The sequence below is a fragment of the Onishia taeanensis genome, assembly GCF_900100755.1.
Classification (GTDB): domain Bacteria; phylum Pseudomonadota; class Gammaproteobacteria; order Pseudomonadales; family Halomonadaceae; genus Onishia; species Onishia taeanensis.
In genome coordinates, this window is record NZ_FNCI01000002.1 from 14,911 (window position 1) to 26,991 (window position 12,081).

The following is a 12,081-nucleotide window of genomic DNA, read 5'->3' on the forward strand; positions in this document are numbered from 1 at the left end:
AGAAAACCCCCGGTGCCTTGGCATCGGGGGTTTTTGCGTTTCAGGGACGTTGTTGCGGGCTCAGTGGCATCAGCCGCTGTCAGGCGCGAGCGAGCTCCGGGACGTCGACAAGCAGGCGCTCGGCGAGCAGTGTCCACTGGTCATCCCAGAATTCGGTGGGGCGACGCTTGAAGTCGCTCCTGACGTACTGGGAGATCTGGCCCTCCACGTGCACCATCAGCAGGTTGGCGCTGGCCGAGGCAGAGACCCGCGGTCGGCGACGTTCGCTAAGCTCGGCTTCGCGAAGGACCTGCTTGAGCTGCGTTTCCAGGCGCTCGAAGAGCTGGTGGATGCGCAGGCGTAGACGCGCCGTCTCGCCTGTCAGGGCGTCGCCGCCAAGCAGTCGCGACAGGCCCGGATTCTTCTCGGCGAAGCCTAGCAGCAGTGTGATGATCTGCTGGCAGCGCGACAGGGTCTCCGGGGTCTCGTCGAGGATGCGACGAATGCGTTCGAACAGGCTCTCCTCGATGAACTCGATCAGCCCTTCGAACATGCGCGCCTTGCTCGGGAAGTGGCGATACAGCGCAGCCTCCGATACGCCGACCTGGCGAGCCAGGGCGGCGATGGTGATGCGCTTGCCGCTGTCTTCCTCGAGCATCAGTGCCAGCGCCTGGAGGATCTGCTCGCGGCGATTGGGTTTGTTGGTTTCCTGCGTCATGAGCTTCTTCTAATAATATTTTGGGATCTTCATCTCATCCTACTGAGCCTCCGCAAACGGGGCAAACCGTAAAGAAAGGCTCGTGATCAGTGCTCGCTTTCAAGAATCTGGGTGCCGACACCGGCCTTGGTGAAAATCTCCAATAGGGTGGCGTGCGGAACGCGACCGTCGATGATGTGCGCGCTGGCCACGCCGCCCTTGACCGCCTCGAGGGCGCAGCGGATCTTCGGCAGCATGCCGCCGTGGATGGTGCCATCGGCGATCAGGTTGTCCACGTCCTGGGTCGAGAGCCCGGTGAGTACCTCGCCCTCGGCATTCATCAGGCCGGCGACATTGGTCAGCAGCATCAGCTTCTCGGCGGACAGCGCCTCGGCGACCTTGCCGGCCACCAGGTCGGCATTGATATTGTAGCTGCGGCCGTTCTCGTCGACGCCGATCGGCGCGATCACCGGGATGAAGTCGCGCGCGGTCAGCATCTCGATCAGGTCGGTGGAGACGTGCTCGACCTCGCCGACATGGCCGATATCGATGATCTCGGAGGCGGTCATCTCCGGGGTCTTCTGTTCGACCTTGAGCTGGCGAGCGCGGATCTGAGCGCCGTCCTTGCCGGTCATGCCGATGGCCTTGCCGCCGCACTGGTTGATCAGGTTGACGATGCCCTTGTTGACCAGGCCGCCCAACACCATTTCGACCACGTCCATGGTCTCGGCGTCGGTGACCCGCATGCCGTTGACGAAGCGCGACTCGATCTTGAGCTTGTCGAGCAGCTCGCCTATCTGCGGGCCGCCGCCGTGGACCACCACTGGATTGATGCCGACTTCTTTCATCAACACCATGTCGCGGGCGAAGGAGTCGATCAGGGTGTCCTCGGTCATGGCGTTGCCGCCGTACTTGACCACTACGGTCTTGCCGGAGAAGCGCTGGATATAGGGCAGGGCCTCGGAGAGGACCTCGACGACCTGGCGGGGGTCGCGGCTGTGTTCACTCATGGGGATATCTCTCGTGGCAGCGCCCCCGGTATGGTCGGGGGCGTGATCGGGCGGCGCCGCTGGTTCGGCGCCGCGTTCTACGGAGTTCTCGGATCGACGTCATCCGAGCCGGTGACTCAGAACGGCAGCGCGATGCTCGGCTCAATCTGCTTCAGGGCATCGCCGAAGCGTGCCTGGATGCGCTCGAGTGCTGCCTGGCTCTTGCCCTCGAAGCGCAGCACCAGCACCGGCGTGGTGTTGGAGGCGCGGCATAGACCCCAGCCATCAGGATAGTCGACACGGATGCCGTCCAGGGTCGTCTTGACCCCGTCTTCACCGAAGTCTGCCTCCCGAGCTAGGCGCTCGACCAGGGCGAACTTGGTCTCGTCGGTGACGGTGATGTTGAGCTCCGGGGTGCCCAGGTCCTGCGGGAAGCGGGCGAAGAAGTCGTCGGCATCCTGTCCTTCGGGCTGTTTGGCCAGGATCTCGAGCAGGCGGGCGGCGCCGTAGAGGCCGTCGTCGAAGCCGTACCAGCGTTCCTGGAAGAAGATATGGCCGCTCATCTCGCCGGCGAGCTGGGCGCCGGTCTCCTTCATGCGGGCCTTGATCAGCGAGTGGCCGGTGCGCCACATCTCCGGGGTACCGCCGGCGGCCTCGATCACCTGCGCTAGGTTGCCGGTGCATTTGACGTCGAAGATCACCTTGGCGCCGGGATTGCGCTCCAGCATGTCCTCGGCGAAGGCCATCATCAGTCGGTCCGGGTAGATCAGCTCGCCGGCTGGGGTGATCACGCCCAGGCGGTCGCCGTCGCCATCGAAGGCCAGGCCGATGTCGGCGCCGGTTTCCTTGACGGTGCGAATCAGGTCGGTGAGGTTCTCGGGCTTGCCCGGGTCCGGGTGGTGGTTGGGGAAGGTGCCGTCGATCTCGGCGAACAGCGGGACGGTCTCGATGCCCAGGCGCTCGACGAGCTGGGGGCCGAGTTCGCCGGCCACGCCGTTGCCACAGTCGACCACGGCCTTGAGCCGCCGCGCCGGCGCCACGTCGCCCAGAATGCGCCCCAGGTACTGCTCGCGCACGTCGGCCTCGCGAATGCTGCCCTGGCCGCTTGTCAGGTCATCTGCGGCGATTCGGGTGTGCAGGGCGGTGATGGCCTCGCCGGACAGGGTCTCGCCGGCGAGCACGATCTTAAGGCCGTTGTAGTCAGGCGGGTTGTGGCTGCCGGTGACCATCACGCCGGAGTCGGTGCCGTCGAGCACGTGGGTGGCGTAGTAGAGCACCGGGGTCGGCACCATGCCGATGTCGATGACGTTCTGGCCAGCGGCGGCCAGGCCGCGCATCAGGGCAGCGGCCAGGCGCGGGCCGGAGAGGCGACCGTCGCGGGCTACCACCACGGTGGATTCGCCACGTGCGGCGGCCTCGCTGCCGATGGCGCGACCGATCTGCTCGACGCCGGCTTCGGTAAGGGTGTCATCGACGATGCCGCGGATGTCATAAGCGCGGAAGATCGAAGCGGGTACCTGTGTCATGAGGCCATTCCTTCGCTAGAGGCGTGTATGGGTAACGGGGCATCCGGGCCCCGCGTGCAGTAAGCGACTATTCAGTGGCGCCCGGAGCTGCCGAAGCCGCCGGTGCCACGTTGGCCGGTGCCAACCTGACTATCGTTGGCCAGGCCAGCATCGAAGTCGTCGACGATTTCGAGTTCTGCCTGTACCACGGGGACTAGCACGTACTGTGCCAGACGCTCGAAGGGCTCGAGCACGAAGCTTGTCTGACCGCGATTCCATACCGAGATCATCAACTCGCCCTGGTAGTCGGAGTCGATCAGCCCGACCAAGTTGCCGAGCACGATGCCGTGCTTGTGGCCGAGGCCTGAGCGGGGAAGAATCATGCCGGCGAGTGCGGGGTCGGCAATATGCACGGCAAGCCCGGTACGCACCAGTTCACAATCGCCCGGCTCCAGGGTTAGCGGGGCGTCGAGCAGGGCGCGCAGATCCATGCCGGCGCTACCGGCGGTGGCATAGTGAGGCAGATGATCGCGGACGCGCTCGTCGAGAATCTTGACGGCCAGGCGCGGGGCGGAAGGAGTCGCGGTCATTGGGGGTCCTGTGGTGAATACGGTGTGGCGGCAAGGGGAGATGCTGTCGCATCGGCCTGTTCGAGACGCTCGAGCAGGCAGTCGAGGATCGCCGTGGCTAGGGTGGCCTTGCTCTGGGCGGGTAGGGCGCGGCGGCCGAGCGCTTGGCCGGCCTCATCGGCGCTTGGCCACAGCAGCAGGGCGGCGTTGTGGTCGGCACCGAAGCCGAGCCCGGCCAGGGAGACATCGTTGGCAACGATCATGTCGAGTCCCTTGCGGGTCAGCTTGTCGCGAGCATAGGCCTCGACATCGCGGGTCTCGGCGGCGAAACCCACCATAAAGGGGCGGAGTGCACCAGCGCGGTGCTTGGCGACCTCGGCGATGATGTCGGGATTCTTGACCAAGGTGAGCTTCAGCTCGTCACTGTTCGCGGTCTTCTTGATCTTGTGTTCGCTGACGTTGGCGGCCCGGTAGTCGGCAACGGCCGCGCAGCCGATGAAGACGTCGCTTTGCGCTGCCAGGCGATAGGCAGCCTCGGCCATCTCGTTGGCCGAGGTCACATCGAGGCGGTTAACGCCGCTGGGTGTGGCGAGGCTCACCGGGCCGCTGATCAAGTGCACGGTGGCGCCCAGTGCGGCGGCCGCCTCGGCCAGCGCATAGCCCATCTTTCCCGAGCTGTGGTTGGACAGATAGCGTACCGGGTCCAACGGCTCGCGAGTCGGGCCCGCCGTGATGGTCACCGTCAGGCCCTTGGCCGGGCGTGCTTCGTCAGGCGTGGCATCGGGCGCCATTAAGGGCGCGGCATCGGGCGCCTTGAAGAGCGCATCGACGATGGCTTCGGGTTCGAGCATGCGCCCGGGGCCGACATCGCCGCAGGCCTGGTCACCGGCATCCGGGCCCAGCAGCCGCCAGCCATCGGCCTCGAGCTGGCGAGTGTTGCGGGCCGTGGCCGGGTGACGCCACATGGCCTGATTCATGGCGGGGGCCATGGCCTTATCGGCATCGCTGGCTAGGCACAGGGTGGTCAGGAGGTCGTCGGCATGACCGTGCACGAGGCGCGCCATCAGGTCCGCGGTGGCCGGGGCGATCAAGATCAGCTCGGCCCAGCGGGCCAGCTCGATGTGGCCCATGCCGGCCTCTGCCTCGGGGTCGAGCAGTGAGGTGCGCACCGGCTCGCCGGTGAGGGCCTGTAGGGTCAGTGGGGTGATGAAGGCCTGGGCGCCGTCGGTCATGACCACGCGCACCTCATGGCCGGCCTTCTTCAAAAGGCGGGCCAGGTGGGCGCTCTTGTAGGCGGCGATGCCGGCGCTAATGCCCAGCAGAATGCGCTTGCCTGAGGGTGTTGCCATCTCAGTATCCGAGCAGTGAGCGAGGCCATTACCTTACCACTCGCAGCATTTCTTGCGTAGCGCCCGGCCTGCCCTTAAGCGTTGCCCGCGTGACGGTATCCTGTCTTCCCCTCGGCCTTTCCCTTTATCGTTTCGTCAGCCTTTGCGTTTTAGCCTATCCGTGCCATGGGTCGACTATCGTGCAGCGTTAAGTGTCTGCGTGCCGGGTGACTGGCGGGGGTTGGGCGCCTCTGTTAATACTTTCTAATACTCCTTTTTACTTGGCGGGGTCTTCCTTTTAGGCGGGGGTATGGGCGGGGCTGCTGTATGGATGGGACTCTGGACGGGAGGCCGGCTTGCCGCTTTCGGCATGGCGGGGATAAGGCGGCGATAGCGTGAACCGGACGCAGGGAGGCGTCATATGGCGATTCGAGATTGGCCCGAGGGTGAGCGGCCGCGAGAGAAACTGATGAGCCTGGGGCCCGCGGCCCTGTCTGATGCGGAGCTGCTGGCGATATTTCTGCGCGTCGGCGTGAAAGGACGCTCGGCGGTGGACCTGGCGCGGGATCTGTTGTCGAGCTTTGGCGGGCTGCGTCCGCTGCTCGAGGCCGACCGAGCGCGCTTCTGTGCCGAACATGGGCTGGGTGATGCCAGCTTCGTGCAGCTTCAGGCGGTGCTCGAAATGTCGCGTCGCCACCTGGCAAGCCAGCTCACCCGAGGCGATGCGCTGACCTCGCCTTCGCTGGTGCGGGCCTTCCTGGCCTCCAAGCTGCGCCATCTAGGTCATGAAGAGTTCGCGGTCATGTTCCTGGATAGCCAGCATCGCGTGATTCACTTCGAGTCGCTGTTTCGCGGCACCCTCGACAGCGCGTCGGTCTACCCTCGGGAAGTGGCCCGCCGTGCCCTGGCGCTGGGCGCCGGGGCCACCATCCTGGCGCACAACCACCCGTCCGGAGTGGCCGAGCCCAGCGATGCCGACCGGCGCATCACGCAGCGCCTCAAGGCGGCGCTGGAGCTCTTCGAGATTCGGGTGCTCGACCACTTCGTGGTCGGTGACGGCGAAGTGGTGTCCTTCGCCGAGCGAGGCTGGCTGTAGGCCGAATCGGCTTCTTCCCTGGGGCGTTTCGCCGAGGGGAAAGGTGCGGTATCATTCGCCGCCGAGCGTGACGGCCCCGAGTGGTCGCCGTCGCGTCCGGTCACACAGCACCTGTCTGTCGTGTAGGTGTCGTGCCAACAGAGAAGCCCGTCTTGACGTCCAGGCCAGCGCTCATGGGGGTGCAGGGGTAGGTTGTTGTGCCGTTGATGCTTGCCGCGCGTGCCGGCCTCTGGTATAACATGCACCCTTTAGAATTCCCTGGGTTAAATAAGGGGGCATCGAGGCGGTGGCCAGCCGTTCGCCCTACCCGGTTTGCCCGACAGGTTTTGAACAACTCGCCAAGCGGTTGGAGGCTCCCATGTCCAATGTATGTCAGGTTACCGGCAAGCGTCCGGTAACAGGTAACAACGTATCTCACTCCCAGCGCAAGACCCGTCGTCGTTTCTTGCCGAACCTGCATTCCCACCGTTTTTGGGTGGAGTCAGAGAAGCGCTTCATCAAACTGCGCCTCTCCTCCAAGGGTATGCGCATTATCGACAAGAAAGGCATCGAAGCGGTGCTGTCTGATATCCGCAAGCGCGGCGAACGCGTCTAAGCAGCCTTCTAGGGAGAACTGAGTCATGCGCGATAAGATTCGTATGGTGTCCAGCGCCGGTACCGGCCACTTCTACACCACCGATAAGAACAAGCGGAACACCCCGGACAAACTGGAAATGAAAAAGTTTGATCCGACGATCCGCAAGCACGTGATGTACAAGGAAGCCAAGATCAAGTAAATCTTGATGGCTCCTGCCGCAGGCGCAAGCCTGTCGCCTAAACCCGGTTAGCGCCGGGTTTTTGCGTCTCTGGACGCTCACACTTCGCCCTACGCCTATCGCTTCACGGACCCGTTGTGCCATGCCCGAACTTCCCGAAGTCGAGACCACGCGCCGCGGCATTGCGCCTCATCTGGAGGGGCGTGAGATCCATGAGGTGATCGTGCGTAACCGTCGCCTGCGCCTGCCGGTGCCGGAAGGGCTCGAAAACGCGCTGGTAGGCTCGCGGATAGGCCCGCTTTCGCGTCGTGCCAAATACCTGATCCTACCCATCGAGACGCCGGCAGGCGATGCGGTGCCTGCCGAGGTGGCGGTTGGGCCGGCGTTGCTCTGGCATCTGGGCATGTCCGGTAGCCTGCGCATTGCCCGCCTTGGCGACCCGCCGAAGAAGCATGATCATGTCGACCTGGTGATGGAGAATGGCGCTATTCTGCGCTATCACGACCCGCGTCGATTTGGCTTCCTCGACTGGCTTCAGGAGGATGTCGCAAGTGACCGGCGTCTCGTTCGGCTAGGCCCCGAGCCGCTGTCGCCGGCCTTCGATGACGAGCGGTTGTTCCAGTGCTCGCGCAAGCGGCGCCTGGCCGTGAAGCCTTTCCTGATGGATAACGCCGTGGTGGTCGGTGTGGGCAATATTTATGCCGCCGAGGCGCTGTTCCTTGCCGGCATCGACCCGCGCCGCGCCGCCGGCCAGATTTCCCGCGAGCGCTACGTGCGGCTTACCGCCGCCATCCGCGAGGTGCTGTCGGCGGCCATTACCCAGGGCGGCACGACCCTGCGCGACTTCGTCAGCGGTACCGGGGAGCCGGGTTACTTCGCCCAGCGCCTCAACGTCTACGGTCGTGATGGTGAGCCGTGCCGGCGCTGTGGCAGGGAGTTGCGCTTAGTGACCCTTGGCCAGCGTGCCAGTGTCTTTTGCCCCACCTGCCAGACTTGATTCGATTCACCCTTGGGCCCGCGCGTTGCCGGGCTCGTCAGGGTAGACTGTCCTTACTTTCCTGTTGTCTGTTTGACGGAGACCTCCGTGACCGAACGCCTGCGCCTGAAGAAGAACGCCGACCGCCGCCTGAAAGCGGGTCATTTGTGGCTGTACTCCAACGAGATCGACACCGACGCGACGCCGCTCAAGACCTTTGAGCCGGGTGCTCAGGCGGTGGTCGAGGCCAGCAATGGCCGCGCCATGGCGGTCGCTTACGTCAACCCGCATTCGCTGATCTGTGCCCGAGTGGTGTCCCGGGACCCGGAAATGCGCCTCGACCGCTCGCTGTTGGTGCATCGCTTCAAGCAGGCCCTGGGCCTGCGCCAGCGACTCTTCGCCAAGCCCTTCTACCGGCTGGTGCATGGCGAGGGTGACCTGCTGCCCGGTCTGATCGTCGACCGCTTCGACGACGTACTGGTGGTCCAGCTCAACACCCTAGGCATGGAGCGCATGGCCGAGCAGGTGATCGATGCCCTGGACAAGGTGCTGTCGCCGCGCGCCATCGTCTTCAAGAATGATTCCTCCGGGCGCCGTCAGGAGCAGCTCGACCGCCAGGTCGAAGTGGTCAAGGGCGAGCTGCCCGAGGAAGTACTGCTCGAGGAAAACGGCGTGCGGTTCGTCGCTCGGGTGCTCGACGGCCAGAAGACCGGCTGGTTCTATGATCACCGCGACAACCGTGCCTGGCTCAACAAGCTGGTGGCCGGCAAGCGCGTGCTGGACGTGTTCAGCTACGTGGGTGGCTGGGGCGTGCAGGCGGCGGCCCACGGAGCCAGCGAGGTGCTGTGCGTGGATGCCTCCAGTGATGCCCTCGAGCACGTGGCCGCGAACGCCGCCCTCAATGGCCTCACCGATCAGGTGGCCATCGGCGAGGGGGATGCCTTCGAGGCCATGGCGGCGCTCAAGGCCGATGGCGAGCAGTTCGATGTGGTGATCCTCGACCCGCCGGCCTTCATCAAGAAGCGTAAAGACATTCCCAGCGGCGAGCGGGCCTACTCGCGGCTCAACCGTGAGGCCATGCGTCTACTGGGCCGTGACGGTTTGCTGATGAGCGCTTCCTGCTCGATGCACCTGGCGCCGGAGCGCCTCGTCGAGTGCGTGCGCGGTGCGGTGCGCCACCAGGACCGCCATGGCCAGGTGATCTATCAGGGGCATCAGGGCAGCGATCATCCGGTGCATCCGTCGATTCCCGAGACTAACTACCTGAAGGCGCTCGGCGTGAGGGTCTTCCGCGACTGATGAGTGGCTGGGTACGAGTCTTTGCCCACCCCAATGCGCTGCTGGTCAGCCATGTGCACAACGTGCTGGAAAGCGCCGGGGTGCCGACCGAGCTGAGAAACCTGACCCTCGGTGGTGGGGCAGGGGAGTTACCGCTGGGTGAGTGTGAGCCCGAGGTGTGGGTGGCGCCGCATAATGCTGCCCGCGCCGGGGTGCTGGTACGCGAGGCCCTCGAAGGGCCGGCAGAACGCCGCTCTGCCTGGCGCTGTCCGAGCTGCGCTGAGCGCCTCGAGGGCGTCTTCGAGACCTGCTGGTCCTGCGGTGCGCATCGTCGCGATTGAACCGCCAGCGGGGCCGGCTCTGTGAGAGGCGTCCAGAAATATTTGTTTTTAACGCCCGGCTGACAACGGCTTTCGTTGTCAGTCGGGCGTTTTTCTTTGGGATCTTTCTAAAGTTTTGCTTGGCCTTGGGGAGTCTTGTGCCGCTGTGCTGTACTGATACGACGTGCAGGGTCCGTCGTGACCCGTCTTGCGCCTCGGGCGCGCCCGTTACTCCTTAGGAGGTGCCATGAAGATCGCTGTGCCGAAGGAAATCAAGAATCATGAATACCGCGTGGCACTGACGCCGTCGGGTGTGCGCGAGCTGACCGGACGCGGCCACCAGGTGGTGGTGCAGGCAGGCGCAGGCGAAGGTGCCGGCTTCCCGGATGCTGATTACGAGGCGGCCGGTGCGACCCTCGAGGCCAATCTGGCGACGCTCTGGCAGAACGCCGAGCTGATCATCAAGGTCAAGGAGCCTCAGCCGGAAGAGGTCGAGCGGCTGTCGCCCGACCAGATCCTCTTCACCTACTTGCACCTGGCCGCCGAGGAGTCGCTGACTCAAGGACTGATCAACAGCGGTGCGACTTGCATCGCCTACGAGACCATCACCGGGGCCGGCGGTGGCCTGCCGCTGCTGGCGCCGATGAGCGCGGTGGCCGGTCGCATGGCGGTGCAGGCCGGTGCGCACAGTCTGGAGAAGGCTCAGGGCGGTGCCGGCATTCTGCTGCCGGGGGTGCCTGGCGTTGCGCCGGCCAAGGTGACGGTGATCGGGGGTGGCGTGGTCGGTGAGAATGCGGCGCGCATGGCGCTGGGCCTGGGCGCCGAGGTGACCATCCTCGACAAGTCCCTGGCGCGTCTCGAGGCGCTCGATCACCGTTACCAGGGGCGTATCAAGGCCGTCTATTCGACCGCCGATACCCTGGACGAGGCGGTGCGCGAGTCCGACCTGATCATCGGTGCCGTACTGGTACCGGGAGCCGCCGCGCCCAAGTTGATCTCGCGTGCCCAGCTTGCCGAAATGAAGCCTGGCAGCGTGCTGGTGGACGTGGCGATCGACCAGGGCGGGTGCTTCGAGACCAGCCATGCCACCACCCATGCCGCGCCGACCTATGCGGTCGACGGCGTGGTGCACTATTGCGTGGCTAACATGCCTGGCGCCGTGGCCCGCACCTCGACCCAGGCGCTGACCAATGCCACCTTGCCGTTCGTGATGGCGCTGGCCGACAAGGGCTGGAAGCAGGCGCTGGCCGACGATCCGCACTTCCTGGCCGGGCTCAATGTTCACGCCGGTCAGGTGACCTATCCGGCGGTGGCCAAGGCCTTTGGCCTGGAAAGCGTCGAGGCGGCGACGCTTCTGAGCTAAGGCCAGCCCTCGCGTGCAGCGCAGCGAGGGAGGCAATCGTACAGGGCGGCCCGTTGGCATGGCGCTTCGATGGCGGTCACCGGGCCGTCCCCAGCGGGCCGTCCTGTTAGCCTTGATCGGGGCGGCGCGGTAGACTGGGGCCACTTGCCATTTACTCAGTGGACCCGTCCGAATTCATGAACAAGACACGCGTTCTCACCGGCATTACCACCACCGGTACGCCTCACCTCGGTAACTACGTCGGGGCCATCAAACCGGCCATTGCCGCAAGCCAGGACCCCAACGTCCAGTCCTTCTACTTCCTTGCCGACCTGCATGCCCTGATCAAGTGTCAGGATCCCAAGCGTGTGCAGGAGTCGCGGCTGGAAATCGCGGCCACTTGGTTGGCGCTGGGGCTCGATACCGATAACGCCATCTTCTACCGCCAGTCGGATATCCCCGAGATCCCCGAGTTGACCTGGATGCTGTCCTGCGTCTGCGCCAAGGGGCTGATGAACCGGGCGCACGCCTATAAGGCGGCGGTGGCCGATAACGAGACTGCCGGGTCACCGGACCCGGACAAGGGCATCACCATGGGGCTGTTCGGCTATCCGGTGCTGATGGCCGCCGACATCCTGATGTTCAACGCCCACAAGGTCCCGGTCGGTCGCGACCAGATTCAGCATATCGAGATGGCCCGCGATATCGGTGGCCGCTTCAACCACCTCTACAAGGGCCAGTTCTTTACTCAGCCCGAGGCGGTGGTCGACGACAAGGTGGAAGTGTTGAACGGTCTCGACGGGCGTAAAATGTCCAAGAGCTATAACAACACCATTCCGCTGTTCGTTTCCGAGAAGAAGCTCCAGAAGCTGGTACGCAAGATCAAGACCAACTCGCTGGAACCCGGCGAACCCAAGGATCCGGACACCTGCACGCTGTTCCAGATCTATTCGGCCTTCGCGAGCGCCGAGGATACCGCCGACCTGCGCCGTGAGTACGAGAACGGCATCGGCTGGGGCGTGGCCAAAGACCGGGTCTTTGAGTACCTGAATGCCCATCTGCGCGAACCTCGTGAGCGCTACCAGGCGCTGATGGAGGACCCGGGGCACATCGAGCAGGTGTTGGCCAAGGGTGCCGAGCGGGCGCGGGCCGAAGCGGCCCCTTTCATGGATCGCCTGCGTGAGGCGGCAGGCCTCGGCCGCTTCGTCTGAACGCAAGCCGTTGGCACTTTCCGCCATCCCGTACCG

At 64.7% G+C, this 12,081-nt stretch carries 13 protein-coding genes; 8 read left to right on the top strand and 5 right to left on the bottom strand.

Features of this window, described 5'->3' with window-relative positions:
• Positions 1 to 79: 79 nt before the first annotated feature.
• The 5 genes from slmA to coaBC form a co-directional block, all read right to left on the bottom strand.
• Positions 80 to 697 carry a nucleoid occlusion factor SlmA gene (gene slmA, locus BLR71_RS02640; RefSeq protein ID WP_092522878.1) on the bottom strand — a complete coding sequence of 206 codons (618 nt, stop codon included), beginning with the start codon at positions 695 to 697 and terminating at the stop codon, positions 80 to 82.
• A gap of 86 nt (positions 698 to 783) precedes the next feature.
• The gene (gene argB / locus BLR71_RS02645) at positions 784 to 1,686 is read right to left on the bottom strand and encodes an acetylglutamate kinase (RefSeq protein WP_092522880.1); all 903 of its coding nucleotides are present in this window, start codon (positions 1,684 to 1,686) and stop codon (positions 784 to 786) included.
• Between the two features lie 116 nt (positions 1,687 to 1,802).
• On the bottom strand, positions 1,803 to 3,191 hold the full coding sequence (locus BLR71_RS02650) for a phosphomannomutase/phosphoglucomutase (RefSeq protein ID WP_092522882.1): 1,389 nt from the start codon (positions 3,189 to 3,191) through the stop codon (positions 1,803 to 1,805).
• A 71-nt stretch (positions 3,192 to 3,262) separates the two neighbouring features.
• Entirely contained in the window at positions 3,263 to 3,760 is a 498-nt protein-coding gene (gene dut, locus BLR71_RS02655) for a dUTP diphosphatase (protein ID WP_092522884.1), read from the bottom strand.
• A complete protein-coding gene (gene coaBC / locus BLR71_RS02660; protein ID WP_092522886.1) occupies positions 3,757 to 5,088 on the bottom strand; it encodes a bifunctional phosphopantothenoylcysteine decarboxylase/phosphopantothenate--cysteine ligase CoaBC in 1,332 nt (443 codons plus the stop codon). Before coaBC ends, dut begins: the two co-directional genes overlap by 4 nt.
• Positions 5,089 to 5,488: 400 nt before the next feature.
• Between coaBC and radC the strand changes: the two genes are divergently transcribed.
• The 8 genes from radC (at position 5,489) to trpS (ending at position 12,045) form a co-directional block, all read left to right on the top strand.
• The gene (radC, locus tag BLR71_RS02665; protein ID WP_092522888.1) at positions 5,489 to 6,163 is read left to right on the top strand and encodes a RadC family protein; all 675 of its coding nucleotides are present in this window, start codon (positions 5,489 to 5,491) and stop codon (positions 6,161 to 6,163) included.
• A 358-nt stretch (positions 6,164 to 6,521) separates the two neighbouring features.
• Positions 6,522 to 6,758 (top strand): 50S ribosomal protein L28, encoded by a 237-nt coding sequence (gene rpmB / locus BLR71_RS02670; protein ID WP_092522890.1) that lies wholly within the window; start codon positions 6,522 to 6,524, stop codon positions 6,756 to 6,758.
• A 25-nt stretch (positions 6,759 to 6,783) separates the two neighbouring features.
• A complete protein-coding gene (gene rpmG / locus BLR71_RS02675) occupies positions 6,784 to 6,939 on the top strand; it encodes a 50S ribosomal protein L33 (RefSeq protein WP_092522892.1) in 156 nt (51 codons plus the stop codon).
• A 121-nt stretch (positions 6,940 to 7,060) separates the two neighbouring features.
• On the top strand, positions 7,061 to 7,915 hold the full coding sequence (gene mutM / locus BLR71_RS02680) for a bifunctional DNA-formamidopyrimidine glycosylase/DNA-(apurinic or apyrimidinic site) lyase (protein WP_092522894.1): 855 nt from the start codon (positions 7,061 to 7,063) through the stop codon (positions 7,913 to 7,915).
• 87 nt (positions 7,916 to 8,002) lie between these two features.
• Complete coding sequence (locus BLR71_RS02685; RefSeq protein WP_092522897.1) at positions 8,003 to 9,193, top strand: class I SAM-dependent rRNA methyltransferase; 1,191 nt, start codon at positions 8,003 to 8,005, stop codon at positions 9,191 to 9,193.
• Entirely contained in the window at positions 9,193 to 9,513 is a 321-nt protein-coding gene (locus BLR71_RS02690) for a putative signal transducing protein (RefSeq protein WP_092522899.1), read from the top strand. The genes BLR71_RS02685 and BLR71_RS02690 overlap by 1 nt, the downstream gene beginning before the upstream one ends.
• Positions 9,514 to 9,739: 226 nt before the next feature.
• Entirely contained in the window at positions 9,740 to 10,855 is a 1,116-nt protein-coding gene (gene ald, locus BLR71_RS02695) for an alanine dehydrogenase (RefSeq protein ID WP_092522901.1), read from the top strand.
• A 176-nt stretch (positions 10,856 to 11,031) separates the two neighbouring features.
• Entirely contained in the window at positions 11,032 to 12,045 is a 1,014-nt protein-coding gene (gene trpS, locus BLR71_RS02700; RefSeq protein WP_092522903.1) for a tryptophan--tRNA ligase, read from the top strand.
• Positions 12,046 to 12,081 lie beyond the last annotated feature (36 nt).

Coding starts and splice junctions, on each gene's coding strand:
- rpmB (WP_092522890.1), top strand. CDS start 6,522: ATGTCCAATGTATGTCAGGTTACCGGCAAGCGTCCGGTAACAGGTAAC.
- radC (WP_092522888.1), top strand. CDS start 5,489: ATGGCGATTCGAGATTGGCCCGAGGGTGAGCGGCCGCGAGAGAAACTG.
- argB (WP_092522880.1), bottom strand. CDS start 1,686: ATGAGTGAACACAGCCGCGACCCCCGCCAGGTCGTCGAGGTCCTCTCC.
- slmA (WP_092522878.1), bottom strand. CDS start 697: ATGACGCAGGAAACCAACAAACCCAATCGCCGCGAGCAGATCCTCCAG.
- BLR71_RS02650 (WP_092522882.1), bottom strand. CDS start 3,191: ATGACACAGGTACCCGCTTCGATCTTCCGCGCTTATGACATCCGCGGC.
- ald (WP_092522901.1), top strand. CDS start 9,740: ATGAAGATCGCTGTGCCGAAGGAAATCAAGAATCATGAATACCGCGTG.
- rpmG (WP_092522892.1), top strand. CDS start 6,784: ATGCGCGATAAGATTCGTATGGTGTCCAGCGCCGGTACCGGCCACTTC.
- mutM (WP_092522894.1), top strand. CDS start 7,061: ATGCCCGAACTTCCCGAAGTCGAGACCACGCGCCGCGGCATTGCGCCT.
- dut (WP_092522884.1), bottom strand. CDS start 3,760: ATGACCGCGACTCCTTCCGCCCCGCGCCTGGCCGTCAAGATTCTCGAC.
- trpS (WP_092522903.1), top strand. CDS start 11,032: ATGAACAAGACACGCGTTCTCACCGGCATTACCACCACCGGTACGCCT.
- coaBC (WP_092522886.1), bottom strand. CDS start 5,088: ATGGCAACACCCTCAGGCAAGCGCATTCTGCTGGGCATTAGCGCCGGC.
- BLR71_RS02690 (WP_092522899.1), top strand. CDS start 9,193: ATGAGTGGCTGGGTACGAGTCTTTGCCCACCCCAATGCGCTGCTGGTC.